Source organism: Sporosarcina sp. GTC18466, from assembly GCF_055389225.1.
Map to the genome: position 1 here is coordinate 2,311,294 of NZ_AP044037.1, position 17,681 is coordinate 2,328,974.

Consider the following 17,681-nt stretch of genomic DNA (forward strand, 5'->3'; position numbering starts at 1 on the left):
GTTCCAGTGACGAATCAGCCGCAGCCCCCCCGTATCGCATTTCCTTTGACTTCGAGTTACTCGAAGGTGATATACTTTCCTATCAAGGAGGGACCGTTATGCAAAATGGAAATACGGCGGCCGGTGTCAAAGGAAATGCCATCATTGTCGGTGCTTCGCTGGCCGGATTGATGGCGGGAATTGCGCTTGCTGAAGAAGGCGTGCGGGTCTGTCTGCTTGAGAAGGTCGGTGAAGAACGGGAAGGGGGCTCCGGGCTGCGTGTGGACGGAGGCACTTTCGGCCAGACAAAGACGGAGAGATTGCTCAAACAGCTAGTGTCGGGCGGAAAGAGCTCCGTTCAGCTCTGGTCTTCGATCGAGTACAATCTGCGAAACGAGGCAAAACGGAACCCATTCATCGAGCTCAGGTACAATACCCGGATCGAGCGGATAGGCCAGGACAGTGAGCATGCCTACGCGATCACCGATCAGGGGGAGACAATCCGGGCGGATCTGTTGATTGGAGCAGATGGGCACAGCAGCCAAGTGCGTGCGCATATCGCACCTCATAAGCCTGACGCGACATATGCGGGATATATGGGCTGGCTCGCCTCCATGGAGGAGGAGGATCTCCCGAAACACCTGCGCCTGCGCAGCGGCGGCCAGACGGTTGATATGTTCGGAAGTTCGAATGGTTTCAAGTTCGGTTCCGTCATCGAGGTGCGGGACCCTGAGGGCAATTCCGGCAAACGCCGGATCGGCTGTACGTGGTATGACAATACCCAGAGCGAAATGCTCCGGAAGCTTGGCTGCGTGGAAGGGAATGTCGTCCGCCACTCGCTTCGCGGACAAGATATTCCGGAAGGGACCTTGCGGGAGCTTCGGCGGAAGGCGGACAGATGGCCGGAACCTTGGCGCTCAGCTGCCATACACGGCATTGAGACACGCACCCTCGTCGGAATCCCGATAAAAGAATATGTTCCTGAAATCCTGGCGGATGGCAGAATCGCCATTGTGGGGGACGCCGCCCATGTGCCCGCCCCGGTTACGGCAAGCGGGTTCAATGAGTCGCTGCAAGACGCGGTCATCCTTGGAGAATGCGCAGCCGGAGGAATCCGAGGAGAATCGGCCATAAAGGCGCTGGCTGAATATGAGAAGCGCCGCTTGCATACAGTCAGGCGGATGGTCCAATCGGGCCATTACTACACATGGACGTTCGGGCAGCCATGAAAGGACAGGCTATGCGGACCGTTAAAGAAGTGGCTGCGCTTCTGGAGATGACAGAGCACACGGTCCGTTATTACACGGATAAGCAGCTCGTGCCGAACCTCACGCGAGACGGGAATAATAATCGGCTGTTTGACGAGGCGGCGGTCAGCTGGCTGCTCTGCGTGAAGCATCTGCGCCATTGCGGCATGCCGATCGGAGAGATCAAAGCCTATATAGACTTATGCCAGCAGGGGGACTCCACCATCCCTGCCCGTTATGAAATCATGAAAAAACAGAAAGAAGCCGCAATTGCACAACTAGAGGAAGCGAAACAAAGAGCCGCCTATATTGAGGAGAAAACGGCAAACTACCTCGCTGTCATGAATCCGCCAGCTGAACCGGCATCCGGCTCGCACTTCCTGTCGAATGGCGATCCTCTGAAAAAGAATAAAATGTAGCCGCAGCCTGACGACCGGGACTGCGGCTTTTCTGACTCTGGCCTGTGGATGAACGTTTTGGGCAAATGCCGCATAGACTAGGACGGATGCGAAATAGCGATCAAAGGATAGGTGATTCATTGGATAACTCATACTTCACGAACAAACAAGGAATCGGAAATCCAAGCAAGCAAGAACAGCTGGATGAATTCCGTGTCCTGAATGCCGGAAAACCGCTGACGACCAATCAGTCGAGAAAAATTGCGGATGATGAACGGATTCTGACGGCCGGGGAACGCGGACCCGGCCTGATGCAGGACTATCAATACTTTGAAAAGATCACGGCGTTCGTGCATGAGGAAATACCGGAACGCAAAGTGCATGCAAGAGGATACGGGGCGCATGGTGAGTTTGAATGCTACGAATCGATGAGGCAGCTTACGAAAGCGGGATTCTTGTCGGAAGCAGGAAAAAAGACGCCCTTATTCGTCCGTTTTTCAACGGTGCAGGGCAGCAGGGGTTCCAAAGATACGGCGCGCGATCTTCGGTGTCTGGGCGTCAAGTTTTATACGGAGGAAGGAAATTATGATTTGACATTGATCTCCTTTCCCGTATTGATCAATCAGGATGCGATGAAGTTCCCTGATATCATCCATGCCTATCAGCCTGAGCCGCGCACGGGCATGCCACAGGCGGCAGGGGCGCATGATACGTTCTGGGACTATGTTTCGACAAATCCGGAAGCGCTCCATATGACGCTTTGGGTCATGTCTGACCGCGGAATCCTCAGAAGCTATCGGATGATGGAATCCTGGTCGGTGAACACATATCAGTTTGTCAATGAAGAAGGGAAAGCCACATTTGTCCGTTTTGTATGGAAGCCGGTCCTTGGCTCACATTCCATTTTGCAAGATGAAGCACAGAAAATCGGAGGGATCGACCCGGACTACCATCGGCGGGATCTCCGGGAAGCGATTGACATGGGGGCGTATCCTGAATTTGAACTGGGCGTTCAATTGATCGAAAAAGAAGATGAGTTCAAATTCGATTTTGACATCTTGGATTCGACAAAGTTCTGGCCGGAAGAGTTGATTCCCGTCCAATTCATCGGCAAGATGACTCTCAATCGGAACGTGGATAATGAATTTGCGGAAATCGAGCAGGCGGCGTTCAATCCTGGTAACGTTGTGCCAGGAATTGACTTTACAAATGACCCGGTTCTTCAAGGCAGGCTGCTAGCATACCAGGCGGCACAATACCATCGCCTCGGCAGCAAAAACTTTCAAGACCTGCCGATCAACCGCCCGATCTGTCCGTTTCATAATAACCAGCGGAAAGGTTTCATGCGGTACCGGATCGATGTGGATGAAACGAGTTACCATCTAAATGCATTGGAAGATAATACTCCGTATACAACGCCGGTTGAAGAAGGCGGCTATGAGCATACGCCGACGAAAGTGGAAGGACATTTCACCCGCCAGCGTCCCAAGAAGTTTGATGATTACTATACGCAGCCCCGGATCTTCTGGAACAGTCTTACGGATATTGAAAGGCAGCATATGATCGAGGCCCTGAGCTATCAGATCGGAAGCGTCAACAGCGCCATGGTGAGGCAGAATTGCGTTAATATATTGGTCAATGTCGATAAAGGGATGGCGGACATCGTAGCGGATAATGTCGGTGTGAACCGTCCGGAAGGCACCAACGTTCCGGTCTCCACAAGCTACCCGTCCCTCAGCCAGTACAGTACGCCGAAGTATGCATATTCCATGAAGGTCGGAGTCCTGATCAGTAATGGATTCAATACCGCGGAAGTGATGAATGTCCTGAATACTTTGCAGCAGAGCGGCGTATTCATCGTGATTGTCAGTGAAAAACTCGGGACGGTAAGAGGCGCGGACGGGACGGAGCTCAAAGTGGATAAGACATATTTGACAACGAGCCCGTATCTTCTCGATGCTCTGTATATTGTCGGTGGAAATGAGCCGGTCAGCGCAAAGACGAGTGCCGATATAAGGAAATACTATGTCGTCGCCTACGAGCACTTCAAGCCGATTGCCGTTGCACCAACCGGCCGTTCCTATGTCGTATCGTCCCCGGATAATAATATGGCCGGTGTGCTGTTTGATGAAAATAGCCGTGACTTCGGCAAGGAATTTACAGAAGCGGTCAGACAGATGAGGTTCTGGGACCGTACCTGAATAGAGATCAGCCCTTTCCCGGCAGTCCGGGAAGGGGTTTTAAGCTTGAACAGTGTTCAATCCTTCAGCTGTATCATGATTTTCGTGACATATTCTTCAGGATTGTCCGCCACGACCGCATCCAGCACGTACTCTTCAAATACATATTCGCCGAGTGTGAGGCCGAGACGCTCCATTTCCGCAAACAGGCGGTCATAGGTCCTTGGCAGGGTCAAGTCGTTTCCTACATGGTACCCGACAAGGAAGTTGCCGGGCATCGCCTTGAAATAGGTATGGCCGCTTTCCGGCCGGGGCTGCTCCATGTAGAGATAGCTGTAATTTGTGTAATCCTGCACAAGCACATGTTCCCGCTTCGTCATGCCGCCAATCGGGAACCCGGTGTCCAGGTCTTTCTGGTACAGGTCGTCGATGAAGTCAGAGACTGCTTCGACAAATTCCTCATCCGGCACATTCTCGATCTTCCGGCTTAAATACAAGCTGGTTTCATGGAACTGTTCTACCGTGATTGCACTGAAATCCGTATGGAGTGCTTCTTCCATCATGTCAATTTTTGTCGATACGATTTGATCCAGCAATTCAATCTGCTTCTTTTTCACTTCGATTTCCTTCTTTTTCTCTTTCATCATGGATAAGAAACGTTCTGGAGACTTTTGCTGTAAGAACTGCTGGATTTCTTTCAATGGCATTCCTATGTCTTTTAGAAGTTCAATGACGCTGAAGTATTCATACTGGTTGATGGAATAATATCTGTATCCATTGGCGTCTTTAAAAACAGGGGACAAGAGGCCGATCTTATCGTAATAAATCAGCGTCTGCTTATTCACTTTACATAGTCTCGCAAATTCGCCTGTTGTAAAATGGCTGGTATGCTTATCGCTCATTTCTGGTTCTCTCCTCTTGACTATATAGTTACTATATACCATAGAGTGAAGGGGCAGGTACAAAAAGAGAAAGGTTTTGACATCATGAGAACAGAAATTCAGGCAATAACAAAAGACCGGGCGAGCGGCATGCTTTCACTCCAAGTAGGGACGGAGCAGAAAGGCTTCATCGATACGGTCAGAGAGTGTCTGGAGGAGGCAAGACGAGAAAGGCGGCTCATTCCGCTGGGGCTGTATATCGACGGGGAGCCTGCGGGCTTTGCCATGTACGGCCTTTTTGAAGGGCAGGTATGGCTCGATCACTACTTGATCGACCGGCGGTTCCAGGGAAAGGGCATGGGCCGTCACTTCTTCATGAAAATTTTAGAAAAGTTTCAAACGGAACACCCGGCAAGCGATATGTATTTGAGTGTTGCAGAAAAAAATGACCGGGCTATCCATTTATATAGAAAAGCAGGTTTCAGATGGACCGGGGAATGGGTCTGGCAAACTGAACTGCTTATGAAAAGGGAGGCGGCCGGCCATGAATCACGCGATTGAGACGAGGCCAGTCCGCCCGTTATTCTTCTCCTATCTATTTCCGGCAATGGCGGGTCTCCTCCTCATGTCAGTCAACATCTTGTTTGACGGTATTTTTGTCAGTCATGGCGTCGGAACAGCCGCTCTTGCAGGCATCAATATCGCAGTACCGATCTTTTCGGTTCTGCTGTCCATCTCGCTTTGGATCGGGACAGGCGGTGCGACCCTCTTTTCCATTGCGCAAGGTGAAGGGGACCGGGCGAAGGCAAACCGGATTTTCACTTTGTCGTTCGTGTCAATCTTGCTTATCGTCTGCGCCATCATTGCCCTCCTCTTGCCCAACTTGCGGAGTGTCGCGTTCCTGTTCGGAGCTGACGAGGTGACCTATCCATACGTGAAGGACTATTTGCAGGTCATCCTGTCATTCGGCTTATTTTTCGCGGTGGAGAATATGCTGAGCATCTTTGTGAGGAATGACGGAAATCCGGCACTCTCGATGGCGGGGCTGATGACGACAGCAGTCCTGAACATCCTGCTCAACTATGTGTTCATTTTCATCCTGGATTATGGAGTCCTCGGCTGTGCATTTGCCACCGCCCTCTCGACTGTCGTCGGAATGCTGGTCCTCTGCCTTCATTTCTTCCGGAAGTCATCGACCATCCGATTCGCAAAATCATTTTACCGGAGACAGACGCTGCGGGATATTTTCACAATCGGCCTTCCCAGCTTTCTCGTCGAAGGTTCGCTAGCTGTCATCATCATCCTGTTCAATATATCGTTCCTGCATTACATGGGAACGGACGGTGTAACGGCTTACGCAATGGTCAACTACATCCATGCCGTCCTGCTGACCGGATTCCTCGGCATCGGCATGGCGCTGCAGCCGCTCGCCAGCTACCATCATGGGGCACGTCTCGGGGACCGGCTGCTGCAACTGCTGAAGATCGGCCTTTTGACAGGCATCGGGTTTGGACTGCTGACCACTGCGGCGGCCGTCTTTTTCCCGGACAAGCTGATCTTGCTGTTCGGTGATGAAGAACCGCGCATTGAAGCGATAGCCATCAAAGGATTCGCCATTTTTGCTCTCGGCTATGTGTTCCTTGCAGTCAATATGGTGTTCGCGGAGTTTTTCCAATCCGTCGAAAAGGTAGGACTCGCACTGACTGTCGTCCTACTAAGGAGCCTTGTGCTATTCATCCCCATCCTCATCTGCTTCCCTGTCTGGTTCGGCCCTGCCGGCATCTGGTGGGTATTCCCTGCGTCCGAGGCGATTACAGCTGTCTGCATTTCCTTGTATGTAGGCCTGCGGTTCCGGCGAAACTTCAGGACAAGGCGGCAAGGTGCACCCCAAAGGGCGGCGGCCGGCCAGCAGCCATAAAAAGGCAGATTAATGGACGCTGCTCGGGCAACTTTATATGATGGAACGTACAGTACGGAATACAGGAGGCTATTGTAGATGAAGGAGATCACAACAACAGAACTGCAATCGAAACTGGAAAACGGGGAGAACCTGCATCTCGTGGATGTGCGGGAAGATGAAGAGGTTGCTGGCGGCATGATTCCCGGCGCAATCCATATCCCGCTGGGAGAGCTTCCTGAACGTATGGCAGAGCTGGACAAAGACACCCATTACTATATGATCTGCCGTTCAGGCGGCAGAAGCGGCCGTGCTTCGGAGTTCTTGGATGAAAAGGGCTATGACGTAACCAATATGGCTGGCGGCATGCTGGAATGGCAAGGGCCGGTTGAATAATTGAATAGGCAAGAGGAGGCTGCCCCGTCGGATGACGAGGCAGCCTTTTCTTTGTGCCCGAATCCGCTGCCCGAGCGCCTATTTACCGGGATGAACGCCCGTTTACACCGCCCGGACGCCTGTTTACCGGAATGAACGCCTGAATCCGCCGCCTGAGCGCCTGTTTACCGGAATGAACGCCCGTTTACTCCGCCCGGACGCCCATTTATCGTAATGAACGCCCGTTTACACCGCCCGGACGCCCATTTATCGTAATGAACGCCCGTTTACGCCGCCCGGACGCCCATTTATCGTAATGAACGCCCGTTTACACCGCCCGGCCGCCTGTTTATCGGAATGAACGCCCGTTTACACCGCCCGGACGCCCATTTATCGTAATGAACGCCCGTTTACACCGCCCGGACGCCCATTTATCGTAATGAACGCCCGTTTACACCGCCCGGACGCCTGTTTATCGGAATGATCGCCCAATTCCGCCGCCCGGGCGCCCGTTTCCTTCCCGTGCGGTCAAGCAAAAACAAGCCAGGCATATCCCACACGGCTGCCGCGTATAGTGTGGAAAAAGGCGGTGTCAGGATGAAGCGGTGGCTAGTGGCCGGATTATTGATTGTATGTTCGTTGGGCGTTGTCTGGTATGGGGTGAAAGCGTCGTCGTCGGATCGCGGGTTTTTAATGCCTGAGAAACTGGCAGGTGTGAAGGTGGTTCTTGATCCCGGGCATGGCGGGATGGATGGGGGCGCTTCGGTCGGCGATGTGATCGAGCAGCATATTACGCTCAGCATTTCGCATGAGGTGCGGAAGCGGCTCGAAAAGCACGGGGCCATTGTTGTCATGACGAGAGAGAAGGACGGAGATGCACTTGCGGAACATGCACCTTCTGAAAAGTTCGGCACGACCCGTGAGCGGAAATTCGCCGACTTGAAGCTGCGGGAACAGATCGCCATCGAGGAAGAGCCGGATCTGTTCGTCAGTGTCCATGTGAATGCCATCCCTGAGACAAAGTGGCGGGGAGCTCAAGTATTCTTCCATCCGGAAGGGCATCCGGGCGGAGAGCTGCTCGCGAAATCCATCCAATCCTCTTTCCGTGATGGCCTGAAGAACACGGACCGAGAGGCAATGGCGATCAAGGGCGTCTATTTATTGAAGAAGGTGCCGATGCCATCAGTGCTGGTGGAGACAGGATTCATCTCAAATCCGGAAGAACGTGCCCTGCTCGTCGATCCGGCCTATCAGGGCAAGGTGGCTGACTCCATTTTGAAAGGCATCATGGATTACTATGAAGAAGCAGGCCCTGAAGCGGAACAGGAATAAAAGCAGATAGGAGCAAGACACAATAGACACTATGGTATACTGGAGACAGAAAAATTTCCGCTAAGGAGTGTCTATTGTGATAAATGAAGAAGTAGTCCGTGAAGTCGTCGGCGCATTGCAAGATCCGTTCCTACATAGATCATTAGCTGAAACCGGCGGCATTGTGAATGTTTCCATCAAGCCGGAAAAAGAGCATGTGAGCGTGAAATTGGCAATTGCGAAGATTAACACGGCAGAACAAATGAGTTTGCAGATGAAAGTCGTGGAAGTGCTTAAGGCGGCTGGCGCAAAGACAGTCGGCATCCGTTTTGAAGAGCTTCCTCCTGATAAGTTGGAGTCTTTCAGGGGAACTGCAACAGAGGCGGAGACGCAGGATTTGCTGTCACCGCTCAATGATGTGACATTCATCTCGATCGCATCAGGAAAAGGGGGCGTCGGCAAGTCGACGGTTTCCGTCAACCTTGCTGTCGCGCTCGCGAGACTCGGCAAGAAAGTCGGTCTGATCGATGCAGATATTTATGGATTCAGCATTCCGGATATGATGGGGATTACGGATCTGCCGGTTGTCCGCGGAGACCGGATCATTCCGGTCGACCGGTACGGCGTGAAGGTCATCTCTATGGGCTTCTTCGTAGAAGATAATGCACCAGTCGTTTGGCGCGGTCCCATGCTCGGGAAAGTGCTCGACCAGTTCTTCCGCGACGTGGAGTGGGGGCCTCTTGACTATCTGATACTGGATTTGCCGCCAGGCACCGGTGACGTGGCGCTCGATATCCATCAGATGATTCCGGCGACGAAGGAAGTCGTCGTAACGACGCCGCATCCGACTGCAGCGTTCGTCGCAGCACGCGCAGGCGCTATGGCCCTTCAGACGGAACATGAGATTCTCGGCGTCATCGAAAACATGGCGTGGTTTGAGTCGAAAGTATCCGGCGAGAAAGAGTATGTCTTCGGTTCAGGAGGCGGAAACAAGCTTGCTGAAGAGCTGCGCACTGAAGTGCTCGGCCAGATTCCGCTCGGACAGCCCGACTGGGACGAGGCGGATTTTGCCCCTTCCGTTTATGCAGCTGATCATCCGATCGGTAACATCTATTCACAAATCGCAGGGACTATCATTGAAAAGACGAATGACTGACAGAACGGGCAGTGTCTCCCTAGGGGAAACGCTGCCCGTCTTTTCATTACTTACCGCCGCCACCGCCACTGTCTCCACCTCCGCCGCCTTGCCCGCCGCCGGAATCTCCGCCTTTATCCTCTTTCGTCGGTGACACTTGGCCCGCCTTCAAAATCAGTTCCTGCCACTTTGCCTGCATCAGCGGGTTATTAATGGAATCCTCGATCGATTTCTCCATCTCTTTCTTCATGTCTGCGGACTTCAAAATAGTGCCAAGCTGCTTTTGCATATCCGCCTGGCTAAAAAAATCGGTCATCTGTTTTTGGAAGGAAGAATCATTCATCAGTTCGCCCATGATATCCGATTGCTGTTTTTTTATGCTCTTTGCAAGATTTTCCGTGAATTTCGGATCTTCAAATGCCTGTTTCCAGAATTCCTGGCCTTCTTTGGATAGCAATGTATCGGAAATGGACTTCTTCACTTCAGGATGTTCCAGAACGATCAATTCACGGAAGTCAGGATCGGACAGCGTCTTCCGGAGCGCTTTTTTTCCATCATCCGTCTGCAGTGCATCGGTCATCATTTTTTTCATTTCGTCATAGTTCGGGCTATGCGCCTGCTGTTGCGTACAACCGCCTAATAAAATTACGCAAAAAGCGGCCGCTGCCATCCACTTCTTTCTCATGGATATCAAAATCCCTTCGTCTTCTTTTCATTTATTGTTCACAAACTGATACGTAATATGCATCACGTGTACAACGAAATAGATTTTTGGCCGAAACGTTGATACACTAATAAAAGTAATTGAAAAGGGGAACGATGTTGTGACAATACGAAATTGGGTTAAATTCTTCCTGAATGCAATGTGGATCGGCGGCCTTATCACCGGTATTGTCGGATTGATTGTCCGCTGGGAATTCTTTTCACAATATGCGGCCAACGGGGAATACCTTGAATTTATAGGTGCTCTATTATGGATGGTGTTCTTAGGATTCACCATGAGTGTCGTCGCGCAGATGGGCTTTTTCGCCTATTTGACAGTCCATCAGTTCGGCGTCAACATGTTCCGGTCGCTGACGCTGTGGAACTGGGTGCAGCTGCTGCTGATCGTGGTTGTCCTGTTTGACCTCGTGTTCTTCAGGTTCCGGCTGACCGCAGGAGACACAGGACGGACGATGCTGTATCTCGTCCTATTGTTCGCACTGCTCGCAACTGCAGCAGTGACCGCCTATTATAAAGCGAAATGGACGAAAAAGTATGCGCTCATCTCGGCGCTGTTCTTCATGATCGTCATCACGACGCTTGAATGGCTTCCGGCGCTGATGGTGCGCTCAGGCAATATCGATTCTTGGGTGACAATCCTATTGTTCCCGCTTCTCGCCGTCAATGCCTTCCAGCTTCTTGCATTGCCGAAATACAACCGGCAATCCGATGAGGATAAGGCCCGGCTGGACGAACGAAGGAAGGCCAGAAAGATGGCAAAAGCAAAATAAAACGTGCCGGCTGCGTGCTGGCACGTTTTATTTTGGGATTTTCCTGACTTTCACGGACAAGTTGAACAGAACATCCTCCAGCGAACGGAATTTACGGCTGTCCATCAGCTTCTTCAGATCGCCGAATTTGATGCGGTCTTCCCGGTGCAATGGAACGGACAGGATCTCACCGTCCATGACTGGCGGAATTTCACCGCCCGCATACACGGCGGAAGAACCAAGCGCGTTCACTTCCGCTTCCCACAGGGCTGACCGGAGCGGCAGCGGAAAACTCTCATCTAGGGTGCGGAACCAAAGAGGTTTCACGCCGAAATGCTGTTCATAGCGCTCCAATTGCTCAAGGAGGAGATCTGTATTTTGATGATAGTCCGCTCCCGCGTGTCCGAGCAGACCAACGGGGATATTTTTTTTCTGGATCAATTCCAATGTCTCCGGGAACCGGTCCACCCAGTCCATATCCAGGAAGAGCAGCGGATACGGGGCTTGTAAGGCGCCGATCCATTCTTCCACATCCTGATCGCCAAACGAGATGTTGACCGTTAGGGCCGAGCCGGAAGCCCCGCGGACGATAATATGGTCAGGCTCTTCTGTCAGCTTAAAGACAGAGATGACCGAGTGTTTGCTTGGAAAGTTTGGAAAGACGAGAAAGATGGCGAGTGTACAAATAATGATGAAGATCCACTTTTTATCCATACAGAACTCCTTCGATATGCTATAGTCGTTTTTCGGTTGGAGAATGAACAGCGGCGTAAAAGCCTTGTTAAACGGAAGGACAAATTTTCTACTGTTACTTTATGAGATAGGCTTGACCAATATGAATTGGCATGTTAGTATAAAAAAGTCGTCAGGGACAACTTGAAAAAACGGTTGTCAAACCTGCAGAATATGGTATACTATGTGTTGCAGGAATACATAATGCAATTCCGCAGTAGCTCAGTGGTAGAGCAATCGGCTGTTAACCGATCGGTCGTAGGTTCGAGTCCTACCTGCGGAGCCATTTTTTTGTCTAAGGCATCCACTGCTGAAGTGGTTTTTTATTGCCCGAACTTGATTGAAAAAATACGGTTGACATTTTACAATGACCCCCTTACAATAAGTCTTGTGTTTACGGAAGGGACATCCTTTCTACGCAGTATCTGCTTCCATAGCTCAGCAGGTAGAGTGCTTCCATGGTAAGGAAGAGGTCGCCGGTTCGAGCCCGGCTGGAAGCTCCATAGTCTGATATTATCCTTAAAATTGAGATAGGCGAGAAACAATCATAATAGTAAACTGGTGGGGTAGCGAAGTGGCTAAACGCGGCGGACTGTAAATCCGCTCCCTCCGGGTTCGGCGGTTCGAATCCGTCCCCCACCACCATTATATGGCCCCTTGGTCAAGCGGTTAAGACACCGCCCTTTCACGGCGGTAACACGGGTTCGAATCCCGTAGGGGTCACCATTTTACGGTTTCCATGTATAATACTGTGGATTGTATGCCATAGTAAGGAAGTAATCATTGGGGTATAGCCAAGCGGTAAGGCAACGGACTTTGACTCCGTCATTCGTTGGTTCGAATCCAGCTACCCCAGCCATTTTACATTTATTCATTTATACATACTGAAAAACCCTTTCCTTCTGGAGAGGGTTTTTCTGTTTTTGATCACCTCGTGACGCAAGTTATAAAATCGTCACATCTTTTCATTTTTTCATCATGGTTCTAAAGCGAAAGTTGTTGTTCTGTAGTATAGTGTAGGTATTAAAGTCTACTGCTTATTATGCTAGATAACAGTCTTATAGGTTTCAAAAGGAAGAGGTCAAATATGGGCGTCTATATGAAGGAATTGCACGCCCGTTTAAAGGACGGGCGGTTAGGAGAAGCGGCAGAACGGCTTGGCGATATTGCGGTTGCTTTGGATCAGTCGGCAATCGTCGCAATCACGGACAAGGCAGGCATGATCACATATGTGAACGAGGCGTTCTGTGAAATTTCCCAGTATACAAGAGAAGAGCTGATTGGCACAACCCACCGGCTTATCAATTCAGGATATCATTCGAAATCGTTCTTCGAGGATATGTGGTCGACCATCCGAAGCGGAATGCCATGGCGCGGAGAAATCCGAAATCGGGCGAAGGATGGCTCTTTCTACTGGGTCGATACCAAAATCGTGCCTTTTGTGAGAGAGGACGGAGGGGCGCCATATCAATACATATCAATCCGATATGATGTGACAGAGCGGAAGCGGATGGAACAAAAAGTCATGGATAATGCGGAGCTATATCGGATTATCACGGAGAATGCGTCCGATATGATTTCTGTTGTGGATGCGACCGGGGGATTTCATTATATCTCTCCCTCTCATACAAAGATGATTGGCCGATCCCTATCGGCAGGGGAAGATACATTGCTATCACTCGTTCATCCGGACGATCAAGAGACAATCCGGCGAACGCTGGAATCGATTCAGGCCGGAGCGACGGGACTTGGCTGCCAAGTCCGCACAGAGGGAACAGAAAAACGTTTTCTTGAAATGACATTCAACTTGATTCAGGAACCGGGAAGATATTTTCGCCAGACAGTTGTGGTCATCCGGGATGTCACAGAGCGGAAACGGACGGAAGAGCTGATTGACAGCCTCGAGCACATTGACCAGCTGACGTCCCTTTTGAACCGCGGGGCGTTCCGGACGAGACTTCTCCAGAAAACGGAGGAGGCGAGACGGATGGGGAATCGATTTTGCCTCGTCTATTTAAATATTGACCGCCTGCGGTATGTCAATGAATCTTTCGGGCACGAAGTCGGAGACCGGCTGCTCATGACGCTGGCCGCCAAACTGCGGGATCTTCTGCCGCCGGGTGATCTGATTGGCAGAAACTCGGGGGATGAATTTGTTTTTACATTTTCCGAGGTTGCCGGAGAGAAAGCGCCAGAAACAGCCATTCAGGCAATAAAAGAGGAGCTCGAGCGCCCGCTGGTTGTTGATGGCGGTACCTATTCCATCTCGACAAGCTATGGAATTGCCCTCTATCCGGAACATGGGGACACCATTTCTGGGCTCATTAAAAATGCGGAAAAGGCGCTCCATTTTGTGAAGGCGCAGGGGGGAAGCGGCTATAAGATTTATCAACCCGAGACAGAACAGAAGACGATAGAACGCATCCTATTGGAGAGTGAATTACGGAAGAGCGTCCAGCAAGAATACTTTACGCTGGAATATCAGCCGAAGATGAATTTGGCGCGCGGCGATATGATGGGCGTGGAGGCGCTTGTCCGCTGGGATCATCCTGAACTCGGCCGGATCCGTCCAGATAAGTTTATTCCGCTTGCTGAAGAGACCCGCCTGATTGTGCCACTAGGGGAGTGGATCTTCAGAGAAGCGTGCAAGCAGGCGCGCAAATGGGAGGATGAGGGGTATCCGCCCATCCGGATGGGCATCAACATGTCGACCGTCCAGCTGGAAGAGCCGGGTGTGGTATCGATGATCGAGAGGATCATCGAAGACACCGGCATGGATCCCGTCCTTCTGGAGATCGAATTGACAGAAAGCTCATTTGCCGACACGGATGACATGCGGGGAACCTTGCAGATGATACGCGATTTAGGCATAACCGTTGCTATTGATGATTTTGGCACGGGCTACAGCAATTTTAGCTATATTAAGGAACTGCCTGCAGATACGCTGAAAATCGATATGTCATTTGTCCGGGACATTCTCGTCAGCAATAACAGCCGGGCCATTGTAAAAGCGATTATCACGATTGCAGAGACGGCAGGCCTTGCTGTCATCGCGGAAGGTATTGAAACCGAAGAGCAGGCGAAGCTTCTTCTGAATCTCGGATGCCAGGAAGGACAAGGCTATTTCTATAGTAAGCCATTACCCGCCGATCAATGTGTGTCCATGATGATGCTAAACAAAGTCCCATTACATGAATAAATATTCCTGAAAATGTCGAGTTGAGCCATTTGTATTGAGAAATTACAATGGAGAGGAAGAAAGGGGCGTTTATTATGAAGAAATTAAATATATCAATTGTCGGTCTCCCGCTCGATCTAGGGCAAAGCCGGCGCGGCGTCGATATGGGGCCGAGCGCCATGCGTTATGCGAACGCGGTAGGAAGACTTGAAGCAATCGGCCATACTGTAAAAGATGAAGGAGACGTTCCGGTCAGCGCTGTGGAGCGGAAAGAGCCATCCGATGAGCGGCTGAAAAATTTGGATGAAGTGATCTCGGCGACTTCGGAGCTTGCCTCACGGGTCAGCAATGTCGTGAAACAAGGAAACTTCCCGCTAGTGTTCGGCGGAGACCACAGCATTGCGATCGGCACACTGGCGGGTCTCGCGGACGCATACGAAAACCTAGGCGTCATCTGGTATGATGCGCACGCCGATATGAATACGGCAGAAACATCGCCATCCGGCAACATCCATGGCATGCCGCTTGCCGTCAACATGGGCATCGGCCACGAAAGGCTCATTAATCTGCACCGGGAAGGACAGAAAGTGAAGCCGGAAAACATCGTCATCATCGGCGCGCGTTCCGTGGACCCGGGCGAAAGGGACTTGATCCGTGAGCTTGGCGTGAAAGTTTTCACCATGCATGAAATCGACAGATACGGCATGACAACGGTGATGGAGCAGGCGATCGACTACTTGAAATCCAGAAAAGTCGACGGAGTCCATCTATCCCTTGACCTGGACGGACTAGACCCGATCTACACGCCGGGTGTCGGGACGCCGGTTCCGGGCGGCATCAGCTACCGGGAAAGCCATCTCGCCATGGAAATGCTGGAGGATTCCGGAATGATCACCTCCGCTGAATTTGTCGAAGTGAATCCAATCCTCGACGAAAAGAACAAAACCGCAGAAGTCGCCGTCGCATTGATGGGCTCACTGTTTGGAGAAAAATTAATTTGATAGAAGGACATGCCTTTCCATTTTGAGTGGAGAGGCTTTTTTATGGACTGGTCTTGCTTCAGAGGGATAAATAGGCGTCCGCTACTAATAAATGCCGGGTCTGAAGCTCTAATCAGATCAATAAGCCGTCTAAATGGATCACATCTCCGGCTAATCGGTCGTTCCGCCAGCTAAATAGATCACATCTCGAGCTAATCGATCGCTCCGCCGTCTAAATGGATCGTATCTCCGGCTAATCGGTCGTTCCGCCGTCTAAATGGATCACAACTCCGGCTAATCGATCGCTCTGTCGGCTAAATAGATCACATCTCGGGCTAATCGATCGCTCCGCCGTCTAAATGGATCACATCTCCGGCTAATCGATCGCTTCGCCGTCCAAATGGATCGCTCCGAATGCAAAATGAATCGATCCGTCGTTCCACCGGCAGCATGCAAATTTGTTTTCATTTTAGGCGGAAAAAAACCTTGCAATTTGGTAAACTATAAAGTGCATACAATTGTACGGTAAGTAAAAAACAAATTATAAAAAATGAAACCTGTTGGTCCCTTCATTCGTATAGAGGGTACAACCGCATGGAGCGGGGGATGAACATAATTGGATGAATTGGTCAATAAACGAATAAAAGAAGTGTTGAAAGGCAATCAGGAAGCGTTCGGAGAGATTGTGACGATGTATCAGCACAAGTTGTTCCAAGTGTGCTACCGTATGCTGAGCAATCGCCAGGAAGCCGAAGATATCGCCCAGGAAGCGTTTGTACGCGCCTATGTCAACATTCACACCTATGATCAGAAACGCAAGTTTTCAACATGGCTTTACAGGATTGCCACGAACCTTTGCATCGACCGGATCCGGAAGAAGAAGCCGGATTATTACCTGGATGCGGAAGTGCCCGGTACGGAAGGTCTCAATATGTATTCGCAAATAGCGGCGACCGGTGATTTGCCGGAAGAAGAAGTGGAGAGGATGGAAACACGCGACCGCGTCCAATATGAGATTGGCCGGCTGCCTGATAAGTATCGGACCGTCATTATCTTACGTTATCTGGAAGAACTGCCGCTGCAGGAGATTAGTGATATTTTAGAATTGCCGCTTGGGACCGTAAAGACCCGCGTACATCGCGGGAGGGAAGCACTTCGGAAACAGATGGGTACTATGTAGGAGGGAAGTTAGGATGAATTCGTGCCAGGAGTCAATCATCCCTTATATGCACGCGTATTTAGACGGAGAGGCGAGCCGGGAAGAGGAGCGCGTTTTGAAGGAGCATCTGGCTTCTTGTGAAGATTGCAGAAAAATGATGGAAGAGCTGGAGAAAGTGGAATCCTCCCTTTTCTTCATCAAACAGGCGGAACCGGTCAAAGCGCCGGATGGATTTGTGCAAGGCGTCATGGATCGTCTTCCGAAAGAGAAATCACAAGCGGGCGTCCAGCGATTTTTAAGGAGGCATCCGATGCTTGCGGCCGCTGCGATGTTTGTTATTCTGATGAGCGCTGCTCTGTTCTCGAGCTATCCGAACAATGATCAGTTTTCTGTAACAAAGCAAGCCGGACTTGTGATTGACGGCGAGACGGTCGTTGTCCCTGCCGGAGAGACCGTGGAGGGCAATATTGTCGTTAAAAATGGAAATCTGCGGATCGAAGGGGAAGTCGACGGAAACGTCACCGTCATCAACGGATCTAAGTATATGGCTTCCACTGCCATTGTCACGGGTAAGAGTGAAGAGATCGACAAAGTCTTTGACTGGCTATGGTATAAGATTAAATCGACCGCGGGCGAGCTGTTCTCGTCTTCGGATAAAAAGAAGAACGACAAGGAAGATTAAAACGACGGAGACAGCTAAGCGCTTGTTGCCGCTCGTTTTTTCTTATATGACGTTCATTGCAACCTTTCAGTCGGT

At 50.9% G+C, this 17,681-nt stretch carries 16 protein-coding genes and 5 tRNA genes; 18 read left to right on the forward strand and 3 right to left on the reverse strand.

Features of this window, described 5'->3' with window-relative positions; translation table 11 throughout:
• Positions 1-98: 98 nt before the first annotated feature.
• The 3 genes from ACZ5FK_RS11340 to ACZ5FK_RS11350 all read left to right on the forward strand — a co-directional run bounded on the left by ACZ5FK_RS11340 (position 99) and on the right by ACZ5FK_RS11350 (position 3,825).
• Positions 99-1,208, forward strand: a complete 1,110-nt coding sequence (locus ACZ5FK_RS11340; RefSeq protein WP_464805011.1) for an FAD-dependent monooxygenase — start codon at positions 99-101, stop codon at positions 1,206-1,208.
• Between the two features lie 11 nt (positions 1,209-1,219).
• A complete protein-coding gene (locus ACZ5FK_RS11345) occupies positions 1,220-1,645 on the forward strand; it encodes a MerR family transcriptional regulator (protein ID WP_464805012.1) in 426 nt (141 codons plus the stop codon).
• Between the two features lie 119 nt (positions 1,646-1,764).
• On the forward strand, positions 1,765-3,825 hold the full coding sequence (locus ACZ5FK_RS11350) for a catalase (protein ID WP_464805013.1): 2,061 nt from the start codon (positions 1,765-1,767) through the stop codon (positions 3,823-3,825).
• A gap of 56 nt (positions 3,826-3,881) precedes the next feature.
• On the opposite strand, the gene ACZ5FK_RS11355 is transcribed toward ACZ5FK_RS11350, so the two are convergent.
• Entirely contained in the window at positions 3,882-4,706 is an 825-nt protein-coding gene (locus ACZ5FK_RS11355) for a MerR family transcriptional regulator (RefSeq protein WP_464805014.1), read from the reverse strand.
• An 84-nt stretch (positions 4,707-4,790) separates the two neighbouring features.
• Between ACZ5FK_RS11355 and ACZ5FK_RS11360 the strand changes: the two genes are divergently transcribed.
• The 5 genes from ACZ5FK_RS11360 (at position 4,791) to ACZ5FK_RS11380 (ending at position 9,424) form a co-directional block, all read left to right on the forward strand.
• On the forward strand, positions 4,791-5,246 hold the full coding sequence (locus tag ACZ5FK_RS11360; protein ID WP_464805015.1) for a GNAT family N-acetyltransferase: 456 nt from the start codon (positions 4,791-4,793) through the stop codon (positions 5,244-5,246).
• Entirely contained in the window at positions 5,230-6,603 is a 1,374-nt protein-coding gene (locus tag ACZ5FK_RS11365; protein WP_464805016.1) for an MATE family efflux transporter, read from the forward strand. The genes ACZ5FK_RS11360 and ACZ5FK_RS11365 overlap by 17 nt, the downstream gene beginning before the upstream one ends.
• Positions 6,604-6,681: 78 nt before the next feature.
• Entirely contained in the window at positions 6,682-6,978 is a 297-nt protein-coding gene (locus ACZ5FK_RS11370; protein WP_464805017.1) for a rhodanese-like domain-containing protein, read from the forward strand.
• Positions 6,979-7,554: 576 nt separating this feature from the next.
• The gene (locus ACZ5FK_RS11375; protein WP_464805018.1) at positions 7,555-8,289 is read left to right on the forward strand and encodes an N-acetylmuramoyl-L-alanine amidase; all 735 of its coding nucleotides are present in this window, start codon (positions 7,555-7,557) and stop codon (positions 8,287-8,289) included.
• 76 nt (positions 8,290-8,365) lie between these two features.
• Complete coding sequence (locus tag ACZ5FK_RS11380; RefSeq protein WP_464805019.1) at positions 8,366-9,424, forward strand: Mrp/NBP35 family ATP-binding protein; 1,059 nt, start codon at positions 8,366-8,368, stop codon at positions 9,422-9,424.
• 46 nt (positions 9,425-9,470) lie between these two features.
• On the opposite strand, the gene gerD is transcribed toward ACZ5FK_RS11380, so the two are convergent.
• Positions 9,471-10,088, reverse strand: a complete 618-nt coding sequence (gerD, locus tag ACZ5FK_RS11385; RefSeq protein ID WP_464805020.1) for a spore germination lipoprotein GerD — start codon at positions 10,086-10,088, stop codon at positions 9,471-9,473.
• Positions 10,089-10,227: 139 nt separating this feature from the next.
• Between gerD and ACZ5FK_RS11390 the strand changes: the two genes are divergently transcribed.
• Positions 10,228-10,896: a KinB-signaling pathway activation protein gene (locus ACZ5FK_RS11390; RefSeq protein ID WP_464805021.1), complete on the forward strand. Its 669-nt coding sequence runs from the start codon at positions 10,228-10,230 to the stop codon at positions 10,894-10,896.
• Positions 10,897-10,923: 27 nt separating this feature from the next.
• On the opposite strand, the gene ACZ5FK_RS11395 is transcribed toward ACZ5FK_RS11390, so the two are convergent.
• On the reverse strand, positions 10,924-11,589 hold the full coding sequence (locus tag ACZ5FK_RS11395) for a polysaccharide deacetylase family protein (RefSeq protein ID WP_464805022.1): 666 nt from the start codon (positions 11,587-11,589) through the stop codon (positions 10,924-10,926).
• 229 nt (positions 11,590-11,818) lie between these two features.
• Between ACZ5FK_RS11395 and ACZ5FK_RS11400 the strand changes: the two genes are divergently transcribed.
• From ACZ5FK_RS11400 to ACZ5FK_RS11440, 9 genes are all read left to right on the forward strand, one after another.
• Positions 11,819-11,893: transfer RNA gene (locus ACZ5FK_RS11400), tRNA-Asn, on the forward strand.
• Positions 11,894-12,034: 141 nt separating this feature from the next.
• Positions 12,035-12,110 (forward strand) — tRNA-Thr (locus ACZ5FK_RS11405).
• A 57-nt stretch (positions 12,111-12,167) separates the two neighbouring features.
• Positions 12,168-12,252, forward strand: a tRNA-Tyr gene (locus ACZ5FK_RS11410).
• A gap of 6 nt (positions 12,253-12,258) precedes the next feature.
• Positions 12,259-12,333, forward strand: a tRNA-Glu gene (locus tag ACZ5FK_RS11415).
• 58 nt (positions 12,334-12,391) lie between these two features.
• Positions 12,392-12,466: transfer RNA gene (locus ACZ5FK_RS11420), tRNA-Gln, on the forward strand.
• A gap of 228 nt (positions 12,467-12,694) precedes the next feature.
• Complete coding sequence (locus ACZ5FK_RS11425) at positions 12,695-14,806, forward strand: EAL domain-containing protein (RefSeq protein WP_464805023.1); 2,112 nt, start codon at positions 12,695-12,697, stop codon at positions 14,804-14,806.
• A 74-nt stretch (positions 14,807-14,880) separates the two neighbouring features.
• Positions 14,881-15,786, forward strand: a complete 906-nt coding sequence (rocF, locus tag ACZ5FK_RS11430; RefSeq protein ID WP_464805024.1) for an arginase — start codon at positions 14,881-14,883, stop codon at positions 15,784-15,786.
• A 595-nt stretch (positions 15,787-16,381) separates the two neighbouring features.
• Positions 16,382-16,945, forward strand: a complete 564-nt coding sequence (gene sigW, locus ACZ5FK_RS11435) for an RNA polymerase sigma factor SigW (RefSeq protein WP_464805025.1) — start codon at positions 16,382-16,384, stop codon at positions 16,943-16,945.
• A gap of 13 nt (positions 16,946-16,958) precedes the next feature.
• Positions 16,959-17,606, forward strand: coding sequence for a zf-HC2 domain-containing protein (locus tag ACZ5FK_RS11440; RefSeq protein WP_464805026.1), 648 nt, complete (start codon positions 16,959-16,961; stop codon positions 17,604-17,606).
• Positions 17,607-17,681 lie beyond the last annotated feature (75 nt).

Bases quoted from the DNA above. Each gene is read 5' to 3' on its own strand.
- ACZ5FK_RS11360 (WP_464805015.1), top strand. From the start codon at position 4,791: ATGAGAACAGAAATTCAGGCAATAACAAAAGACCGGGCGAGCGGCATG.
- gerD (WP_464805020.1), bottom strand. From the start codon at position 10,088: ATGAGAAAGAAGTGGATGGCAGCGGCCGCTTTTTGCGTAATTTTATTA.
- ACZ5FK_RS11395 (WP_464805022.1), bottom strand. From the start codon at position 11,589: ATGGATAAAAAGTGGATCTTCATCATTATTTGTACACTCGCCATCTTT.
- ACZ5FK_RS11370 (WP_464805017.1), top strand. From the start codon at position 6,682: ATGAAGGAGATCACAACAACAGAACTGCAATCGAAACTGGAAAACGGG.
- ACZ5FK_RS11425 (WP_464805023.1), top strand. From the start codon at position 12,695: ATGGGCGTCTATATGAAGGAATTGCACGCCCGTTTAAAGGACGGGCGG.
- ACZ5FK_RS11440 (WP_464805026.1), top strand. From the start codon at position 16,959: ATGAATTCGTGCCAGGAGTCAATCATCCCTTATATGCACGCGTATTTA.
- ACZ5FK_RS11355 (WP_464805014.1), bottom strand. From the start codon at position 4,706: ATGAGCGATAAGCATACCAGCCATTTTACAACAGGCGAATTTGCGAGA.
- ACZ5FK_RS11345 (WP_464805012.1), top strand. From the start codon at position 1,220: ATGCGGACCGTTAAAGAAGTGGCTGCGCTTCTGGAGATGACAGAGCAC.
- ACZ5FK_RS11365 (WP_464805016.1), top strand. From the start codon at position 5,230: ATGAATCACGCGATTGAGACGAGGCCAGTCCGCCCGTTATTCTTCTCC.
- rocF (WP_464805024.1), top strand. From the start codon at position 14,881: ATGAAGAAATTAAATATATCAATTGTCGGTCTCCCGCTCGATCTAGGG.
- ACZ5FK_RS11375 (WP_464805018.1), top strand. From the start codon at position 7,555: ATGAAGCGGTGGCTAGTGGCCGGATTATTGATTGTATGTTCGTTGGGC.
- ACZ5FK_RS11340 (WP_464805011.1), top strand. From the start codon at position 99: ATGCAAAATGGAAATACGGCGGCCGGTGTCAAAGGAAATGCCATCATT.